The sequence below is a fragment of the Streptomyces collinus genome, from assembly GCF_031348265.1.
Lineage (GTDB): Bacteria > Actinomycetota > Actinomycetes > Streptomycetales > Streptomycetaceae > Streptomyces > Streptomyces collinus.
Map to the genome: position 1 here is coordinate 6,513,131 of NZ_CP133771.1, position 16,907 is coordinate 6,530,037.

Annotated in this window: 19 protein-coding genes; 10 read left to right on the plus strand and 9 right to left on the minus strand. The window is 70.5% G+C overall.

Going from position 1 to position 16,907, the window contains the following annotated elements:
• Window positions 1-26: 26 nt before the first annotated feature.
• The 4 genes from RFN52_RS29740 to RFN52_RS29755 all read right to left on the minus strand — a co-directional run bounded on the left by RFN52_RS29740 (window position 27) and on the right by RFN52_RS29755 (window position 3,435).
• Window positions 27-935 (minus strand): amino acid ABC transporter permease, encoded by a 909-nt coding sequence (locus RFN52_RS29740; protein WP_184850674.1) that lies wholly within the window; start codon window positions 933-935, stop codon window positions 27-29.
• Window positions 932-1,606: an amino acid ABC transporter permease gene (locus RFN52_RS29745; RefSeq protein WP_184850676.1), complete on the minus strand. Its 675-nt coding sequence runs from the start codon at window positions 1,604-1,606 to the stop codon at window positions 932-934. The genes RFN52_RS29740 and RFN52_RS29745 overlap by 4 nt, the downstream gene beginning before the upstream one ends.
• A 132-nt stretch (window positions 1,607-1,738) precedes the next feature.
• Window positions 1,739-2,584 (minus strand): glutamate ABC transporter substrate-binding protein, encoded by an 846-nt coding sequence (locus tag RFN52_RS29750; RefSeq protein ID WP_184850678.1) that lies wholly within the window; start codon window positions 2,582-2,584, stop codon window positions 1,739-1,741.
• A 74-nt stretch (window positions 2,585-2,658) separates the two neighbouring features.
• A complete protein-coding gene (locus tag RFN52_RS29755) occupies window positions 2,659-3,435 on the minus strand; it encodes an amino acid ABC transporter ATP-binding protein (protein ID WP_097221293.1) in 777 nt (258 codons plus the stop codon).
• 290 nt (window positions 3,436-3,725) lie between these two features.
• Here RFN52_RS29755 and RFN52_RS29760 point away from each other — a divergent pair, with 290 nt between their 5' ends.
• On the plus strand, window positions 3,726-4,412 hold the full coding sequence (locus RFN52_RS29760) for a response regulator transcription factor (RefSeq protein ID WP_184850680.1): 687 nt from the start codon (window positions 3,726-3,728) through the stop codon (window positions 4,410-4,412).
• A 9-nt stretch (window positions 4,413-4,421) separates the two neighbouring features.
• Complete coding sequence (locus RFN52_RS29765; protein WP_184850682.1) at window positions 4,422-5,828, plus strand: sensor histidine kinase; 1,407 nt, start codon at window positions 4,422-4,424, stop codon at window positions 5,826-5,828.
• A 30-nt stretch (window positions 5,829-5,858) separates the two neighbouring features.
• Here the strand turns inward: RFN52_RS29765 and RFN52_RS29770 are convergent, their stop codons facing one another.
• Window positions 5,859-6,860, minus strand: a complete 1,002-nt coding sequence (locus RFN52_RS29770) for a TAXI family TRAP transporter solute-binding subunit (RefSeq protein WP_184850684.1) — start codon at window positions 6,858-6,860, stop codon at window positions 5,859-5,861.
• Between the two features lie 97 nt (window positions 6,861-6,957).
• Between RFN52_RS29770 and RFN52_RS29775 the strand changes: the two genes are divergently transcribed.
• Window positions 6,958-7,368, plus strand: a complete 411-nt coding sequence (locus RFN52_RS29775) for a pyrophosphohydrolase domain-containing protein (protein ID WP_184850686.1) — start codon at window positions 6,958-6,960, stop codon at window positions 7,366-7,368.
• Between the two features lie 40 nt (window positions 7,369-7,408).
• Here RFN52_RS29775 and RFN52_RS29780 read toward each other — a convergent pair whose 3' ends face one another.
• On the minus strand, window positions 7,409-8,626 hold the full coding sequence (locus tag RFN52_RS29780) for a cation:proton antiporter (protein WP_184850688.1): 1,218 nt from the start codon (window positions 8,624-8,626) through the stop codon (window positions 7,409-7,411).
• A 4-nt stretch (window positions 8,627-8,630) separates the two neighbouring features.
• Entirely contained in the window at window positions 8,631-9,116 is a 486-nt protein-coding gene (locus RFN52_RS29785; RefSeq protein ID WP_033308295.1) for a cation:proton antiporter regulatory subunit, read from the minus strand.
• A 110-nt stretch (window positions 9,117-9,226) separates the two neighbouring features.
• Between RFN52_RS29785 and RFN52_RS29790 the strand changes: the two genes are divergently transcribed.
• From RFN52_RS29790 to RFN52_RS29805, 4 genes are all read left to right on the plus strand, one after another.
• Complete coding sequence (locus RFN52_RS29790) at window positions 9,227-10,288, plus strand: sensor histidine kinase (RefSeq protein WP_184850690.1); 1,062 nt, start codon at window positions 9,227-9,229, stop codon at window positions 10,286-10,288.
• Window positions 10,288-10,941 carry a response regulator gene (locus RFN52_RS29795; protein ID WP_107459905.1) on the plus strand — a complete coding sequence of 218 codons (654 nt, stop codon included), beginning with the start codon at window positions 10,288-10,290 and terminating at the stop codon, window positions 10,939-10,941. Before RFN52_RS29790 ends, RFN52_RS29795 begins: the two co-directional genes overlap by 1 nt.
• 64 nt (window positions 10,942-11,005) lie before the next feature.
• Window positions 11,006-12,520 carry a tRNA (N6-isopentenyl adenosine(37)-C2)-methylthiotransferase MiaB gene (gene miaB / locus RFN52_RS29800; protein ID WP_184850692.1) on the plus strand — a complete coding sequence of 505 codons (1,515 nt, stop codon included), beginning with the start codon at window positions 11,006-11,008 and terminating at the stop codon, window positions 12,518-12,520.
• A gap of 58 nt (window positions 12,521-12,578) precedes the next feature.
• Window positions 12,579-13,292 carry a class III extradiol dioxygenase subunit B-like domain-containing protein gene (locus tag RFN52_RS29805; protein WP_184850694.1) on the plus strand — a complete coding sequence of 238 codons (714 nt, stop codon included), beginning with the start codon at window positions 12,579-12,581 and terminating at the stop codon, window positions 13,290-13,292.
• 128 nt (window positions 13,293-13,420) lie between these two features.
• Here RFN52_RS29805 and RFN52_RS29810 read toward each other — a convergent pair whose 3' ends face one another.
• Complete coding sequence (locus RFN52_RS29810) at window positions 13,421-13,870, minus strand: antitoxin (RefSeq protein WP_184850696.1); 450 nt, start codon at window positions 13,868-13,870, stop codon at window positions 13,421-13,423.
• A 26-nt stretch (window positions 13,871-13,896) separates the two neighbouring features.
• Window positions 13,897-14,166 (minus strand): hypothetical protein, encoded by a 270-nt coding sequence (locus RFN52_RS29815; protein WP_184850698.1) that lies wholly within the window; start codon window positions 14,164-14,166, stop codon window positions 13,897-13,899.
• A gap of 182 nt (window positions 14,167-14,348) precedes the next feature.
• Between RFN52_RS29815 and miaA the strand changes: the two genes are divergently transcribed.
• The 3 genes from miaA to dapF all read left to right on the plus strand — a co-directional run bounded on the left by miaA (window position 14,349) and on the right by dapF (window position 16,809).
• Complete coding sequence (gene miaA / locus RFN52_RS29820) at window positions 14,349-15,287, plus strand: tRNA (adenosine(37)-N6)-dimethylallyltransferase MiaA (protein WP_184850700.1); 939 nt, start codon at window positions 14,349-14,351, stop codon at window positions 15,285-15,287.
• 108 nt (window positions 15,288-15,395) lie between these two features.
• Window positions 15,396-15,908, plus strand: coding sequence for a hypothetical protein (locus RFN52_RS29825; RefSeq protein ID WP_184854080.1), 513 nt, complete (start codon window positions 15,396-15,398; stop codon window positions 15,906-15,908).
• 28 nt (window positions 15,909-15,936) lie between these two features.
• Window positions 15,937-16,809, plus strand: a complete 873-nt coding sequence (gene dapF / locus RFN52_RS29830; RefSeq protein WP_184850703.1) for a diaminopimelate epimerase — start codon at window positions 15,937-15,939, stop codon at window positions 16,807-16,809.
• Window positions 16,810-16,907: the final 98 nt, after the last annotated feature.

Below are 16,907 nucleotides of genomic sequence, written 5' to 3' on the forward strand. Positions count from 1 at the left end.
CCACAGTAGAAGAGAATTAACGAGCGTCAGATGGAACCGCCGGCACCGGTGCCGTAGGTGCCACCCACCTCGGCCGCGTTGACGTCGTCGACCTTGTCGGCACCGAGAACAGCACCCGTGCTCCGCTTGCTGCGGCGCAGCCTGCGCTCCAGCCACGAGGCGAAGGACGTGAGGATGAAGTTCAGGATGATGAAGATGACCGCCACCACGATGAAGCTGGGGATGACGTTCGCGTAGTTGGCCGCGAGGGTGCTGCGTGTGTTGAGCAACTCGGTGAACCCGAGCATCACGCCGCCCAGCGCGGTGTCCTTCACGATGACGACCAGCTGGCTGACGATGGCCGGCAGCATGGCGGTGACAGCCTGCGGCAACAGGATGCTGCTCATCGTCTGGCTCTTGCGCAGGCCGATCGCCATGGCGGCTTCCGACTGGCCCTTGGGCAGGGACAGGATGCCCGCACGCACGATTTCGGCGAGGACCGAGGCGTTGTAGAGCACCAGACCGGTGACCACCGCGTACAGGGGCCGCTCGTCGCTGGGGATGCCCGTGGAGCGGACGTAGAACTCGTTGGCGAACAGCATCAGGAGCAGCACCGGGATCGCCCGGAAGAACTCGACCACCGCGCCGGACGGGATGCGCACCCAACGGTGGTCGGACATGCGTGCGATGCCGAGGACGGCGCCCAGCGGGAGGGCGATGACCATTGAGAGGGCGGCGGCCTTCAGGGTGTCGGCCAGGCCTGGCAGCAGGTACGTCGTCCAGGCCTCGGAGGTGGTGAAGGGCTTCCACAGAGCCCATTCCAGCTGGTTCTTCTCGTCCATGGTCTGCCAGATCCACCACAGAAGCAGGGCCAGCAGGACGAAGAAGACCACCGAGAAGAGCACGTTGCGCCGCTTGGCCCGCGGGCCGGGGGCGTCGTAGAGAACGGACGTCATCGCTTTACCGCCAGTCGCTTGCTCAGCCAACCGAGGAAGAGGCCAGTGGGCAGGGTCAGTACCACGAAACCGAAGGCGAAGATCGCGCCGATGAGCAGCGTCTGTGCCTCGTTCTCGATCATTTCCTTCATCAGGAGGGCGGCCTCAGCCACGCCGATCGCGGCCGCCACGGTGGTGTTCTTCGTCAGTGCGATGAGCACGTTGGCCAGCGGACCGATGACGGAGCGGAACGCCTGCGGCAGCACGACGAGCCTCAGGACCTGGCTGAAGCTGAGCCCGATGGCCCGTGCCGCCTCGGCCTGTCCGACGGGCACGGTGTTGATGCCGGAGCGGATCGCCTCGCAAACGAAGGCCGCGGTGTAGGCGACGAGGCCGAGGACCGCCAAGCGGAAGGCTCTGTCCTTTAGGTCCTCAGTGCCCATCGTGACCCCGAAGATGTTGGCGAGGCCCAGCGAGGTGAAGACGATGATGACGGTCAGGGGGATGTTACGGACGAGGTTCACATAGGCGGTGCCGAAGCCACGCATGAGCGGGACCGGGCTGACCCGCATGGCCGCCAGTAGGGTGCCCCAGATCAGGGAGCCGACGGCCGAGAAGACGGTGAGCTGCACCGTGACCCAGAAGGCACCCAGCAGGGTCGGGTTGTCATAGTCAGAAAGAAAGTCGAACACGATCTCCCGCGCTTCCGGGTGTGTGGCTTAGGTGGCGGACGTGCCGCGCCGCCGCCGGAGAAGCGATGGGCGGCGGCGCGCCTGCGGATCCCCGCTGTGATCGCGGGGATCCTGCGTCGGCGGAGTCCCGCGTTACTGGACGATCTGACCGATCTTCGGGGCTTCCTCGTTCTTGTAGTTCGCCGGTCCGAAGTTGTCCTTGACGGCCTTGTCCCAGGCCTTCTCGCTGACCATCTTCTCCAGAGCGTCGTTGATCTTGTTCAGGGTCTCGGTGTCGCCCTTCTTCACACCGATGCCGTAGTTCTCGTTGCTCAGCTTCAGTCCGGTGAGCTTGAACTGACCCTTGTACTGGTCCTGCGCCGCGAAACCGGCGAGGATCGCGTCGTCCGTGGTCACGGCGTCGAGGGCACCGCTCTGCAGGCCCGCGATGCACTCCGAGTAGCCGCCGAGCTCCTGCAACTGAGCCTTCGGGGCGATGTCGTTCTTGACGTTCTGGGCCGAGGTGGAGCCGGTCACCGAGCACAGCTTCTTGCCGTTGAGGTCGGTGCCCTCCTTGATGTCCGAGTCCGACTTCACCAGCAGATCCTGGTGGGCCAGCAGGTACGGACCGGCGAAGTCGACCTTCGCCTTGCGCTCGTCGGTGATCGAGTACGTGGCCGCGATCATCTTCACGTCACCGCGGGACAGCGCGTTCTCACGGTCGGCGCTCTTCGTCTCGACCCACTCGATCTGGTCGGGCTCGTAGCCCAGTTCCTTGGCCACGTACGTCGCCACGTCCACGTCGAAGCCGGAGAAGGAACCGTCGGGCTCCTTCAGGCCCAGACCGGGCTGGTCGTACTTGATGCCGATCTTGATCTTGTCGCTGCCGCCGGAGCCGGAGCCGTTGGAGTCACCGCCGTCGTCGCCGCCACAGGCGGTGGCGGTCAGGGCGAGAACGAGAGCGGTGGCAGCCGCAGCGGAGACCTTGCGGAGCTTCATTGTGAACATCCTTTGCCGTGAAGAGAAAACCGTCGTTGCGGGTGACGCGGATCGTCGCGTGTGCGATGCGCGCCTCAGTGGTGCAAGATCTTCGACAGGAAGTCCTTGGCACGATCGCTGCGCGGATTGCTGAAGAACTGGTCGGGCGCAGCCTCCTCGACGATTCGGCCGTCCGCCATGAACACCACGCGGTTTGCAGCCGATCGTGCGAAACCCATCTCATGGGTGACGACGATCATGGTCATGCCGTCGCGGGCGAGCTGCTGCATGACCTCCAGCACCTCGTTGATCATCTCGGGGTCGAGCGCGGAGGTCGGCTCGTCGAAGAGCATCACCTTCGGCTCCATCGCCAGCGCCCGTGCGATGGCGACGCGCTGCTGCTGGCCGCCGGAGAGCTGCGCCGGGTACTTCTCGGCCTGCGCGCCCACGCCGACCCGGTCGAGCAGGGCCCGGGCCCGCTCCTCAGCCGCCTTCTTGTCCTTCTTGCGGACCTTGATCTGGCCGAGCATCACGTTCTCGAGCACGGTCTTGTGCGCGAAGAGGTTGAAGGACTGGAAGACCATGCCGACGTCGGCGCGGAGCTTGGCCAGCTCCTTGCCCTCGGCGGGCAGGGGCTTGCCGTCGATCGTGATCGTGCCGGAGTCGGTCGTCTCCAGGCGGTTGATGGTGCGGCACAGGGTGGACTTGCCGGACCCGGAGGGTCCGATGACCACGACGACTTCACCGCGGGCGATCGTCAGGTCGATGTCCTGGAGTACGTGCAACGCGCCGAAGTGCTTGTTGACGCTCTTCAGGACGACCAGTTCTCCGGTCGCGGCCACATCTTCCTTGGCCACCGATACTTCGGTCATCGCTCTCAGGCTCCGTCCTCCTCGGTTTCGGAGGACAGTAGTAACCCCGTACGACCTGCGTCATTACATCTGAGGGGAATCTGAGCATCACGATCCGATAGCAATCGGACACGTGTCGTAGCACTTGGGAGCAGCTCTCATACCAGGCGGGTAACGGAAGCGGTCCGCAACCGGAACCCTCTTGACGCCGTCCGCATCCATCAGCGTGACTGCACACGGTGCACGCGCGCGCGTGCACGCCTTTTTGTACACATCTAGATCGTACGGCCAGTGAACCGAAGGGGGACCGGATGAGACTGCTGCTCGTCGAGGACGACAACCACGTCGCCGCCGCCCTGTCGGCGGTTCTGGCGCGACACGGGTTCGACGTCACGCACGCGCGCAGCGGTGAGGAGGCCCTCCAGGCACTCGTCCCCGAGGGCGACTGCTTCGGCGTCGTCCTCCTCGACCTCGGCCTGCCCGACCAGGACGGGTACGAGGTCTGCGGCAAGATCCGCAAGCGCACCAGCACCCCGGTGATCATGGTCACCGCCCGCTCCGACGTGCGCTCCCGCATCCACGGTCTCAACCTCGGCGCCGACGACTACGTGGTGAAGCCCTACGACACCGGGGAGCTGCTCGCCCGTATCCACGCGGTCAGCCGGCGCACCTCCCACGAGGACACCTCCAGCGGCATCGAGACCGAGCTGCGGCTCGGCCCGGTGCACATCGAGCTGCCCAACCGCAGGGTCAGCGTGGACGGATCGGTGATCCAGCTGACCCGCAAGGAGTTCGACCTGCTGGCCCTGCTCGCGCAGCGGCCCGGGGTGGTCTTCCGCCGGGAGCAGATCATCAGTGAGGTGTGGCAGACCAGCTGGGAGGGGACCGGGCGCACCCTTGAGGTGCATGTGGCGTCCCTGCGCGCCAAGCTGCGCATGCCGGCCCTCATCGAGACCGTACGCGGAGTCGGCTACCGGCTCGTCGCGCCCGCCGGTTAGCGGGGCCGGGTGCGCACTCGTCTGCTCCCGCTGCTCATCATCCTGATGGCGGCCGTGCTGCTCGCGCTCGGCGTCCCGCTCGCCGTGAGCCTCGCCGGCGCGCAGCAGCAGAAGGTCGTCGTCGACCGGATCGACGACACGGCACGCTTCGCGGCCCTGGCGCAGTTCGTCACCGACTCGCCCGACGGGACCACCGGCGCGTTCGAGAACGAGCGGCTGGCCACCCTCAGCAGCGAGCTGCGCAGCTACTACGAGGTCTACGGCATCCGCTCCGGTGTCTTCTACCGAACCGGCGTGGCCATGGCCCACGCCCCGGCCGACTGGTCCCTGCCCAGGGAGGGCGAGGTCCGGGACGCCTTCTCCGAGGCGAAGCTCAGCCGCCGCAGCCACGATCCGAAGCAGGTGTGGCCCTGGCAGCGCCGCAACCTCGTGGTGGCCTCGCCGGTCATCCGGGACGGGGATGTCGTCGCGGTCGTCGTCACCGACTCGCCCACCGGGCAGATGCGCTCGCGCACGCTGCACGGCTGGCTGGTCATCGGCGCGGGCGAGTTTGCCGCGATGCTGCTGGCCGTCGGTGCCGCTCTGCGGCTGACCGGCTGGGTGCTCAAGCCCGTACGGGTCCTGGACGCCACCACCCACGACATCGCCACCGGGCGGCTGAAGTCCCGGGTCGCGGCCGCCGGCGGGCCGCCGGAGCTCCAACGCCTGGCACGGTCGTTCAACGAGATGGCCGACAACGTCGAGGACGTGCTGGAGCAGCAGCGTGCCTTCGTCGCCGACGCCTCGCACCAGCTGCGCAACCCCCTCGCGGCGCTGCTGCTGCGCATCGAGCTGCTGTCCTTCGAGCTGCCCGAGGGCAACAAGGAGATCGCCTCGGTCCAGGCCGAGGGCAAGCGTCTCGCGCAGGTCCTGGACGACCTGCTCGACCTGGCGCTGGCCGAGCACACCGAGGCGGATCTGAAGATCACCGACATCGGCGAGCTCGCCGCCGAACGTCTCGCGGCTTGGGCCCCGACCGCCGAGGCCAAGGGCGTGCATCTGGTGGGGGACTGCCCGCCGACGACCGCGTGGGCCGACCCGGTCGCCCTGTCCAGCGCGCTGGACGCGGTCATCGACAACGCGGTGAAGTTCACGCCCGAGGACGAGACCGTCGAGGTGAGCGTCGCCTCCCACGGCGACACCTCCACCGTCGTCGTCACCGACCAGGGCCCCGGCCTCACCGACGAGGAGCTGGCACGCGTCGGCGACCGCTTCTGGCGCAGCGGCCGGCATCAGAACATCAAGGGTTCGGGCCTCGGGCTGTCCATCTCGCGGGCGCTGCTCGCGGCGGGCGGCGGTTCGATCGCGTACGACCGTCACGAGCCGCACGGGCTGAAGGTGACGGTGGCGGTGCCGCGGTCGGCGCCTACGGCCTGACGCAGGGCGAGGAGCGGGAGGGGCCGGGCGCTACGGCTTGACCGACTGGTAGTAGCGCTGGGCGCCGGCATGTAGTTGCAGCGGGTCGGTGTAGATCGCCGTGCGGACGTCGACCAGCTGGGCGGAGTGGACGGTCGCCCCGATGAGGTCCCGGCTGTCCAGCACCGTACGGGTCAGCCACTCCGTGAGCCGGGGATCCATGTCGCTGCGGGTGACCAGCAGGTTGGACACCGCGAGGGTGGGAACCGGCTTGCCGCGCTGGATGGTGGGATAGGCCGACTCCGGCATCTTCGTGGCGCGGTAGTAGCGGGTGGCGCCGCCCTGGTCGTGCAGTTTGGCCACGAGCGTGGCGTCGATCGGCACGAACCGGAAGGCCGATGCCGACTTGTTGGCCAGGCGGCTGAGACCGTCCGTGGGCAGCCCGCCCGACCAGAAGAACGCGTCGAGGCCGTGCCCCAGGCGCCTGGGCCCGGTGTCGATGCCGTCCGAGGACGGCTTGATGTCCTTCTCCGGGTCGATGCCGGCCGCCTTGAGCACACCGTTGGCTATCAGCCGTACGCCGGAGTCGGGCAGCCCTATGGCCACGCGCTTGCCCCGCAGGTCGGCGACGGAGCGGATGTCCGAGTCGGGTGGCACGACGAGCTGGACGTAGTCGTCGTACAGGCGGGCGACGCCACGCAGCCGGTCCGCCCCGGGGCTGTTGTCGAGCTTGTAGGTGGCGACCGCGTCGGCGGCGGCGATCGCGAAGTCGGCCTTGCCGGTCGCCACGTCGGCGACGTTCTCCTGCGAGCCGGCGCTGGTCAGCAGCCGCACCTTCAGGTCGGGCATGTCCTTGTCGATCTCGTTGCGCAGGAGTTCGCCGTACTCGTGGTACACGCCCGCGCGGGTGCCCGTGCTGAACGTGATCGTCCCGCTCGGCGGCTCCTCGGCCCAGGGGCGCAGCCACCACAGGAGCAGGCCGAGGACCACGAGGGCGGCGGTGCCGCCCTGCAGGGCACGGCGCCTGCCGATGGGGGGGAGCGTTCTGGACATGCGGGCGATCCTGCCAGCCGGGGTGCCCCGCTGACCAGGGCAGGGCTCACAGGGCCGGGACGGGGGACTGTCAGTGGGCGCCACTACAGTCGCCCCCATGAGCTCTTCGCCCGCCGACCTGGTCCGTGCGTTCCACCTCGCCTTCGGCCTGGACGCCCGCAGCACGCCCACGGAGGTCTCCCCGGCTCTGGCGGCCCACCGGGGTGAGCTTCTCGCGGAGGAGGCCCGCGAGGTCGCCGAGGTGTCGGTGGGGGGCCCGCTCGACCGCCTCGCGCACGAACTGGCGGACGTGGTCTACGTCGCGTACGGCACCGCCCTCGTGCACGGCATCGACCTGGACGCGGTGCTCGCCGAGATCCACCGCTCCAACATGACGAAGATCGGCCCCGACGGCTCGGTCTCCCGCCGTGAGGACGGCAAGGTCCTCAAGGGGGAGCACTACGAGGCGCCGGACGTACGGGGGGTGCTGCGCAGACAGGGGTGGGTGCCGGGCGGGGGCGCCGCCTGACCAGGGGGTCATGCTCCGGGCCGCCCGGCTCACCGCCTCCTCAGTCGGCGACCGGTGCCTCGGCCTCGGCCGTCCGGGGCGCGGGCTCCGTGCGGCCGGGCTCGCGGCGCCGGGTCCACCAGGTCGCCACCGGCTCGGTGTAGCGCGCGGTGAGCGGGCCGAGAACGACCAGGATCAGCACGTAGGCCGTGGCCAGCGGGCCGAGGGACGGTTCGACCCCGGCCGCGACCGCCAGGCCGGCGATGACGATGGAGAACTCACCGCGGGCCACCAGCGCGCCGCCCGCCCGCCAGCGGCCCTTCACGGAGATCCCGGCCCGCCGGGCCGCCCAGTATCCGGTGGCGATCTTCGTCAGCGCGGTGACGACGGCCAGTCCGAGGGCCGGCAGCAGGACGGGCGGGATGCTCGACGGGTCGGTGTGCAGCCCGAAGAAGACGAAGAAGACCGCCGCGAACAGGTCCCGCAGGGGGCTCAGCAGGGTGTGCGCACCCTCCGCGACCTCCCCCGACAGCGCGATGCCCACCAGGAAGGCCCCCACCGCCGCCGAGACCTGGAGCTGCTGCGCGACACCTGCGACCAGGATCGTCAGGCCCAGCACGACCAGCAGCAGCTTCTCCGGGTCGTCGCTGGAGACGAACCGCGAGATGAGCCGGCCGTAGCGCACGGCCAGGAACAGCACGAGCCCGGCCGCGCCCAGCGCGATCGCCAGGGTCACGCTCCCGGCCATGAGCCCGATGCCCGCCACCAGCGCCGTGACGATGGGCAGGTACACCGCCATCGCCAGATCCTCCAGCACCAGAACGCTGAGGATCACCGGCGTCTCCCGGTTGCCGACCCGGCCCAGATCGCCCAGCACCTTCGCGATCACACCGGACGAGGAGATCCACGTGACACCGGCCAGCACGACGGCGGCCACCGGACCCCACCCGAGCAGCAGCGCCACGGCGGCGCCGGGCAGCGCGTTGAGCGCGCAGTCGACGAGACCGGAGGGGTAGTGGGTCTTGAGGTTGGAGACCAGGTCCGTCGCCGTGTACTCCAGGCCCAGCATCAGCAGCAGGAGGATGACGCCGATCTCCGCGCCGATGGCGACGAACTCCTCGCTGGCGCCCAGCGGCAGCAGACCGCCCTCGCCGAAGGCCAGACCGGCCAGCAGGTACAGGGGTATCGGCGAGAGCTGGAAGCGGCCGGCGAACCGGCCCAGCAGGCCGAGGCCGAGAATGATGGAACCGAACTCGATGAGCAGAACCGCGGAGTGCAAGAGCTCACTCCCGCTCGAGTATGGTCGCGGCCGCGTCGACACCCTCGCGGGTCCCGACGACGATCAGGGTGTCACCGCCGGCCAGCCGGAAGTCCGGCGCGGGCGACGGGATGGCCTCGGCCCGGCGCAGCACGGCCACCACCGAGGCGCCCGTCTCCGTCCGCATCCGCATGTCGCCCAGCACCCGCCCGTTCCAGCGCGAGGTCGCGGCCACCTCGATCCGCTCGGCGACCAGCCCCAGATCCGTGGTGTACAGCAGGCTCGGGCTGTGGTGGGACGGCTTCAGCGCGTCGATCAGCGACCCCGCCTCCGAGCTGGTCAGCTTCAGGGACTGGGCGCAGGAGTCGGGGTCGTCGGGCCGGTACACGTTCACCGTGCGCGTGCCGTCGCGGTGCGCCACCACCGACAGATGGCGGTGTTCCCGGGTCTCCAGGTCGTACTGGACCCCGATACCCGGCAGCGGCGTCGCCCTCAGGCGCGGAGCTGACACGTTACTTCCCCTTGATCGTCTTGTCTGTCGTGCTTTGTCGGTCTGTTGAACGGTCTCGATCACCGAACGGGTCAAGTCCGCATGCTCCCATCCGGCCGTACGGTGACGACATGGGTGTCGTGACGGATATACGCAACGGCCGGGCGCCGGAGAGGGTGGAGGGGGCCGTGCAGGGGGCGAAGGCGGGAAGGAGCGGATCCGGAAGCGTGTCGTTGTTCTGGCGGATCTTCTCGCTCAACGCCGCCGGCCTGGTCGTGGCCACGGCGTTGCTGCTCGGCCCGGTCACCGTGTCCACGCCCGTTCTCGCGGGCGAGGCCCTCGTGCTGCTCTGCGGCCTGGTGGTGCTGCTCGCGGGCAACGCCCTCGTGCTGCGGTTCGGCCTGGTGCCCCTGCAGCGGCTGGACCGGGCCATGGCCACCGCGGACCTGCTGCGTCCGGGCTCCCGGCCGGTGGTCGCGGGACCGGCTGAGACGGCGGGGCTGATCACGACGTACAACACGATGCTCGACCGGCTGGAGGCCGAACGGGCCGCGGGCGCCGCCCGGGCGTTGTCCGCGCAGGAGAGCGAACGGCACCGGATCGCGCGGGAGCTCCACGACGAGGTCGGGCAGACCCTGACCGCCGTCCTCCTCCAGCTCAAGCGCGTCGCCGACCGGGCGCCCGAGGACCTGCGCGAGGAGGTCGGCCAGGCGCAGGAGGCGACCCGGGCCGGCCTGGACGAGATCCGCCGGATCGCCCGCCGGCTGCGCCCCGGCGTCCTGGAGGAACTCGGGCTGGCCAGCGCGCTGCGCTCGCTCACCGGCGAGTTCACGACCCACGGGCTGACCGTGCGCCACCACGTCACCGGCGATCTGCCCGCCCTGACCCCGGAAGCGGAACTCGTCGTCTACCGGGTCGCCCAGGAGGGGCTGACCAACACCGCCCGGCACGCCGCCGCCGACCGCGCCGAACTCCGCCTCCAGCCGGTCCCCGGCGGCGTCGAACTCCTCGTCCGCGACAACGGCACGGGCCTCGGTCACGCCCCCGAGGGCGCCGGCATCACCGGCATGCGCGAACGCGCCCTGCTGATCGGCGCCGCCGTGGCCCTGGAACCGGCGCCGGGCGGAGGCACCGACATACGGCTGCGCGTACCGGTGACAGCAGGCGTACCGGTGACGGAAGGACCCCGCTGATGTCCCCACCGATCCGCGTCCTGCTCGCCGACGACCACACCCTCGTACGCCGGGGCGTGCGCCTCATCCTGGACGGGGAGCCGGACCTGACGGTCGTCGCCGAGGCCGGAGACGGGGCCGAGGCCGTCGCACGCGCCCGCGAAACCGCCGTCGACCTGGCCGTCTTGGACGTGGCCATGCCCCGGATGACCGGCCTCCAGGCCGCCCGGGAACTCTCCCGCCGGCTGCCCGGCCTGCACATCCTGATCCTGACGATGTACGACAACGAGGAGTACTTCTTCGAGGCACTCAGGGCCGGGGCCAGCGGCTACGTCCTCAAGTCCGTCGCGGACCGCGACCTGGTCGAGGCCTGCCGGGCGGCCGTGCGCGACGAGCCGTTCATCTACCCGGGCGCCGAACGCGCCCTCGTCCGCTCCTACCTGGAGCGGCTGCACCGGGGTGACGGCCTGCCGGAGAGGGCCATCACCGAACGCGAGGAGGAGATCCTCAAGCTGGTAGCCGAGGGCCACACCTCGAAGGAGATCGGCGAACTGCTCTTCATCAGCGCCAAGACGGTCGAGCGTCACCGTGCCAACCTCCTCCAGAAGCTCGGCATGCGCGACCGCCTGGAGCTGACCCGCTATGCGATCAGGGCCGGACTCATCGAGCCCTGAGGCCGGTGCTGCGGTTGTCCACAGGCGGCCGAGTCACTTTCGCCGACCGCCTACCCTTGTCCCCATGAGCAGCATCGACCGGAGCCAGTCAGTGGGCGGCACGCGCACATACGAGGTACGCACCTACGGGTGCCAGATGAACGTCCACGACTCCGAGCGGTTGTCCGGACTGCTGGAGGACGCGGGCTACGTCCGTGCCCCCGAGGGCGCCGACGGGGCGGACGTCGTCGTCTTCAACACCTGCGCCGTGCGGGAGAACGCCGACAACAAGCTGTACGGCAACCTCGGCCACCTCGCCCCGAAGAAGGCGAGCCGCCCCGGCATGCAGATCGCGGTTGGCGGCTGCCTCGCGCAGAAGGACCGCGACACCATCGTGAAGCGGGCGCCCTGGGTGGACGTCGTCTTCGGCACGCACAACATCGGCAAGCTGCCCGTCCTGCTGGAGCGCGCCCGCGTGCAGGAGGAGGCGCAGGTCGAGATCGCCGAGTCGCTGGAGGCGTTCCCCTCGACGCTGCCCACCCGCCGCGAGAGCGCCTACGCGGCCTGGGTCTCCATCTCCGTCGGCTGCAACAACACCTGCACCTTCTGTATCGTTCCGGCCCTGCGCGGCAAGGAGAAGGACCGCCGGCCCGGCGACATCCTCGCCGAGATCGAGGCCCTGGTCGCCGAGGGCGTCTCCGAGATCACGCTGCTCGGGCAGAACGTCAACGCCTACGGCTCGGACATCGGCGACCGCGAGGCATTCAGCAAGCTGCTGCGCGCCTGCGGGAAGATCGACGGGCTGGAGCGCGTCCGCTTCACCTCCCCGCACCCGCGCGACTTCACCGACGACGTCATCGCCGCCATGGCCGAGACGCCCAACGTGATGCCGCAGCTGCACATGCCGCTCCAGTCCGGCTCCGACCCGGTCCTGAAGGCGATGCGCCGCTCCTACCGCCAGGAGCGCTTCCTGGGGATCATCGAGAAGGTCCGCGCCGCCATCCCGCACGCCGCGATCAGCACGGACATCATCGTGGGCTTCCCCGGCGAGACGGAGGAGGACTTCGAGCAGACGCTGCACGTGGTGCGCGAGGCCCGCTTCGCCCAGGCCTTCACCTTCCAGTACTCCAAGCGCCCCGGCACCCCGGCCGCAGAGATGGACGGCCAGATCCCCAAGAAGGTCGTCCAGGAGCGCTACGAGCGGCTCGTCGCCCTCCAGGAGGAGATCTCCTGGGAGGAGAACAAGAAGCAGGTCGGCCGCACGCTGGAACTGATGGTCGCCGAGGGCGAGGGCCGCAAGGACGACACCACCCACCGCCTCTCCGGCCGCGCCCCCGACAGCCGCCTCGTCCACTTCACCAAGCCGGACCAGGAGGTCCGCCCCGGCGACGTGGTCACCGTCGAGATCACCTACGCCGCCCCGCACCACCTCCTCGCCGAGGGCCCCGTGCTGGACGTCCGCCGCACGCGCGCGGGCGACGCCTGGGAGAAGCGCAACGCGGCCGAGAAGGCCAAGCCCGTCGGCGTGATGCTGGGACTGCCGAAGATCGGCGCTCCCGAGCCCCTGCCGGCCGTGGCGAGCGGGTGCGGCTGCGACTGACCCGGACCGCTGCCGCCCTGTGCGGTGGCAGCGGCTCCTGAGGGTTACCCTGCCGATCATGCTTGTCGCCGCCGCTGTGTGCCCCTGCCCGCCCCTGCTGGTGCCCGAGGTCGCCGCGGGCGCCGCCCCGGAACTGGACGCCGCGCGGGACGCTTGCACGGACGCGCTGGGCGTGCTCGCCGCCGCCCGCCCCGGCCGGCTCGTGGTCGTCGGCCCCGTGGACGGCGCCGGGACCGAGACGTACCCGGAGGGAGCGGCTGGGTCCTTCCGGAGCTTCGGCGTCGACCTCGATGTACGTCTGGGAGCGGCCGGGGGCGCGGACCCGCGACCGCGACTGCCGTACGCGCTGGCGGTGGCCGCCCGGCTGCTGGAGCGGACCGGGTGGTCCGACGCCCCGGTCGAGGGACTCGGGGTGGGGGAGTCGTGCCCGCCCGGGCTGTGCGCGGACACCGGGAGGGACATCGCTGCCCGGGACGAGCGAGTGGCCCTGCTGGTGATGGGGGACGCCAGTGCGTGCCGGACGCTCAAGGCCCCGGGCTATCTGGACGAACGGGCGGCCCCGTTCGACGCGGAGGTCGCACGGGCCCTCGGCGCGGCGGACCTGGCCGCACTCACCGCGCTCGACCCCGGGCTTGCCCATGAGCTGAAGGTGTCCGGCCGGGCCCCCTGGCAGGTCCTGGCGGGGGCGGCCGAGGGCGCGGACCTCGGCGGATCGCTGCTCTACGAGGACGCTCCGTACGGCGTGGGATACATCGTCGCCGGCTGGTCGTAGGGCACGGGCGGCAGTCCGGCAGTCCGGCAGGCAGCGAACAGCACAGAGGAGAGAAGCGGCGGGGACGGCCGGGAGCAGGTGCTCCGCGGCCGTCCGCCGATGTGCCCTTCAGAGTGCCGGTGTCCGCGTCAGGAAGCAGGCGGAGGTGCGTCGTCCGGCGGAGTGGTGCCACTCGGGTCCCGGGGCGGTGCCGTGCGGCCCGTCACCGGCGGTGTGGTGCCACTCGGGTCCCGGGGCGGTGCCGTGCGGCCCGTCACCGGCGGTGTGGTGCCACTCGGGTCCCGCGGCGGTGCCGTGCGGCCCGTCTCCGGCGGCATGGTCCCGGTGCCCGGCGGCGGTGTCGTGCCACCCCCGTCCGGTCCACTCTCGCCCTGGTGCGCGAGGCGGCCCATGGCGCCCTTGGCCCGGCCCGTGCCCGACTGGATCCTGTCGCTGTACTTGCCCTTGGTCCTCTTGTCGACGGCGTGCGCGGCCTTGTCGAGACCGTGGTGGATCTTGTCCTCGTGCCGCTGCGCGAAGTGCGAGACCTTGCCCTTGGCCAGGCCCAGTTTGGCTCTCACGTTGTGCAGGAGACCCATGGCTCACCCTCCCTCGCGCGGGGCGGTCATGTACGGGCGCCCTCACCGGCCTCGTTGTCGGCCGCCTTCTCGGTGGACTGCTGCTTGGGGATGTCGACGCCCTCGGACTCGGTGACCTCGGCGGCGGCCTCACCGACCGGCCCCGCCACATCCCCGACTCCTTCGGTGCCCTTCGCCTCCGTGGCCTCGGCCGCCTTCCCCTCGGGCCCGGCCTTCGCCGCGCCGGTCTGAGCCTCGGCTGCAGGCGTCTCCGCCGTGGCCTTCGACCGCCGGAGAAGTCGTGCAAAAACGCCCATATCCACTCCATACGTTACTCGTGCGGGCGAAAACCCGCGTTGCCCGGTGCGTCGGTTTGCGCGGCCCGGGCCACCGCCTCTGCGATCCGGCGGCAGGAACCTCGCAACGGGCAACGACCCCGCGGCCGTGGTGTCACGTAACTCGTTCGAGACCAGGGTTCGAGGTTTGCGAGACTGGGGCGGTGAGCAGTGCACCCCCCGCCCCCCGCGTCATCGCCGTCGTCGGACCTACCGCGGCCGGAAAGTCCGATCTGGGCGTCTTCCTGGCTCAGAGTCTCGGCGGCGAGGTCGTCAACGCCGACTCCATGCAGCTCTACCGAGGGATGGACATCGGCACCGCCAAGCTGACGACCGAGGAGCGTGACGGCGTTCCCCACCATCTGCTGGACATCTGGGACGTGACCGTCACGGCGTCCGTCGCCGAGTACCAGCGCCTGGCCCGGGAACGGATCGACGCCCTGCTCGCCGAGGGGCGCTGGCCGATCCTGGTCGGCGGCTCCGGACTCTATGTGCGCGGAGCCGTCGACAACCTGGAGTTCCCCGGCACCGACCCCGAGGTCCGCGCCCGGCTGGAGGAGGAACTCACACTGCGCGGCCCCGGCGCGCTGCACGCCCGCCTGGCCGCCGCCGACCCCGAGGCCGCTCGTGCGATCCTGCCGAGCAACGGCCGCCGGGTCGTCCGCGCCCTGGAGGTGATCGAGATCACCGGCAAACCGTTCACGGCCAACCTCCCCGGTCACGACTCGGTGTACGACACCCTTCAGATCGGCGTCGACGTGGCCCGCCCCGAGCTCGACGAGCGCATCGCGCGCCGGGTCGACCGGATGTGGGACGCCGGCCTCGTGGACGAGGTGAGCGCACTCCAGGCGCAGGGGTTGCGTGAAGGGCGTACGGCCTCGCGCGCGCTCGGCTACCAGCAGGTGCTCGCGGCGCTCGCCGGGGAGTGCACCCTGGAGGAAGCGCGGACCGAGACCGTCCGTGCCACCAAGCGCTTCGCGCGCCGCCAGGATTCATGGTTCAGGCGCGACCCGCGGGTGCACTGGTTGAGTGGGGCGGCAGCCGATCTCACGGAACTTCCGCAGCTCGCGCTGTCCTTGGTCGAACGACCGGTCACAGCCTGATCACGTCATGGCATCGGGACGCCCAGGCCGTCATCCGGTCCTTCGGCGGCGTGCCATCATCGAGCTTCGATCGACCGAGTTGAGTCCTAGTTGGGAGGGCGCGTGGCGATGGAGGCCGGCCCTCGCGACACCGCACGAAGCACGGATCACATCACCGCCGAGCGGGATGAGCCGGGGCCCGGGGACGTGCCCGAGCAGGAGGCGGACCACCTCAGCTCCGACGGACCCGACGAGGCGCAGGGTGTGACGGACGACGGTCCCGAGCCCGGCGAGATGTTCGCCGACGAGGTCGAGGTCGAGCTGCGCCCGCAGCGCCGGCTCCGCATCTGGCAGCTGGCCCCCATCGTGGGTCTCGCGGCACTCGGCTCCCTGATGTTCGCCTTCCCGCTCGCCTTCGACTTCGGCGACAGCGGGGCCGTCATCGCCATGCTGGGCCTGTTGATCTGCTCCTGCGCGGCCGGCTGGGGCATGATGGCAGCCCGCCGCGTCGGCTACACCTTGCCGGGCCTGCCGGCCCGCGGCTCCGGCCGCAGACCCGACTGGCGGGTCGTCCTCGCGTATGCCCTGGTCGTGGCCCTCGTGGTGGTCCTCGCCGTGTGGCGGGTGGCACGACTCCGGTAGGGGGCGCGTGCCCCGTTACGATCGAGGCATGAGCACGCGGATCGCCTTCCTCAAGGGTCACGGCACCGAGAACGACTTCGTGATCGTCCCGGACCCCGAGAACGCCATCGACCTGCCCCCGGCCGCCGTCGCCGCCCTGTGCGACCGGCGCGCGGGCATCGGGGGCGACGGCCTGCTGCACGTCGTCCGCTCCGCAGCTCACCCGGAGGCCGAGGGGATGGCGGCCGAGGCGGAGTGGTTCATGGACTACCGCAACGGCGACGGCTCGGTCGCGGAGATGTGCGGCAACGGCGTGCGGGTGTTCGCGCGCTACCTCCAGCGCGCCGGGCACGTCATCGAGGGAGACCTCGCGGTCGCCACGCGCGGGGGAGTGAAGACCGTGCACCTCGCCAAGAACGGCGACGTGACCGTCGGCATGGGCCGGGCCGTGCTCCCGGCCGGCGACGTCACGGTGAGCGTCGGCGAGCGCAGCTGGCCCGCGCGCAACGTCAACATGGGCAACCCGCACGCGGTCGCCTTCGTGGACGATCTGGCGCACGCGGGCGACCTGCTGTCCCCGCCCCCCTTCAGCCCGGCCGCCGCCTACCCGGACGGTGTGAACGTCGAGTTCGTGGTCGACCGCGGCCCCGGGCACGTCGCACTGCGCGTGCACGAGCGCGGCTCCGGTGAGACCCGCTCGTGCGGCACGGGCGCGTGCGCGGTCGCCGTGGCCACCGCCCGCCGTGACGGCGCCGACCCGACGGCCACCGGCACCCCCGTGACCTACACCGTGGACGTCCCCGGCGGCACCCTGGTGATCACCGAGCGGTCCGACGGCGAGATCGAGATGACCGGCCCCGCCGTGATCGTGGCCGAGGGCGAGATCGACCCGGACTGGCTGGAAGCCGCCACGTCCGCGTGAGCCCGAACCGGTCGTCCTGAAACACCCGCGCCGCTTCGGTCACCCGACCCGAAACAACCGTTGATAACCGGCCACTTGGCGGAAATCACACGGTGAAG

Bases quoted from the DNA above. Each gene is read 5' to 3' on its own strand.
- RFN52_RS29740 (WP_184850674.1), bottom strand. From the start codon at position 935: ATGACGTCCGTTCTCTACGACGCCCCCGGCCCGCGGGCCAAGCGGCGC.
- RFN52_RS29750 (WP_184850678.1), bottom strand. From the start codon at position 2,584: ATGAAGCTCCGCAAGGTCTCCGCTGCGGCTGCCACCGCTCTCGTTCTC.
- RFN52_RS29755 (WP_097221293.1), bottom strand. From the start codon at position 3,435: ATGACCGAAGTATCGGTGGCCAAGGAAGATGTGGCCGCGACCGGAGAA.
- RFN52_RS29760 (WP_184850680.1), top strand. From the start codon at position 3,726: ATGAGACTGCTGCTCGTCGAGGACGACAACCACGTCGCCGCCGCCCTG.
- RFN52_RS29770 (WP_184850684.1), bottom strand. From the start codon at position 6,860: ATGTCCAGAACGCTCCCCCCCATCGGCAGGCGCCGTGCCCTGCAGGGC.
- RFN52_RS29775 (WP_184850686.1), top strand. From the start codon at position 6,958: ATGAGCTCTTCGCCCGCCGACCTGGTCCGTGCGTTCCACCTCGCCTTC.
- RFN52_RS29790 (WP_184850690.1), top strand. From the start codon at position 9,227: ATGGGTGTCGTGACGGATATACGCAACGGCCGGGCGCCGGAGAGGGTG.
- RFN52_RS29795 (WP_107459905.1), top strand. From the start codon at position 10,288: ATGTCCCCACCGATCCGCGTCCTGCTCGCCGACGACCACACCCTCGTA.
- miaB (WP_184850692.1), top strand. From the start codon at position 11,006: ATGAGCAGCATCGACCGGAGCCAGTCAGTGGGCGGCACGCGCACATAC.
- RFN52_RS29805 (WP_184850694.1), top strand. From the start codon at position 12,579: ATGCTTGTCGCCGCCGCTGTGTGCCCCTGCCCGCCCCTGCTGGTGCCC.
- RFN52_RS29810 (WP_184850696.1), bottom strand. From the start codon at position 13,870: ATGGGTCTCCTGCACAACGTGAGAGCCAAACTGGGCCTGGCCAAGGGC.
- RFN52_RS29815 (WP_184850698.1), bottom strand. From the start codon at position 14,166: ATGGGCGTTTTTGCACGACTTCTCCGGCGGTCGAAGGCCACGGCGGAG.
- RFN52_RS29825 (WP_184854080.1), top strand. From the start codon at position 15,396: ATGGAGGCCGGCCCTCGCGACACCGCACGAAGCACGGATCACATCACC.
- dapF (WP_184850703.1), top strand. From the start codon at position 15,937: ATGAGCACGCGGATCGCCTTCCTCAAGGGTCACGGCACCGAGAACGAC.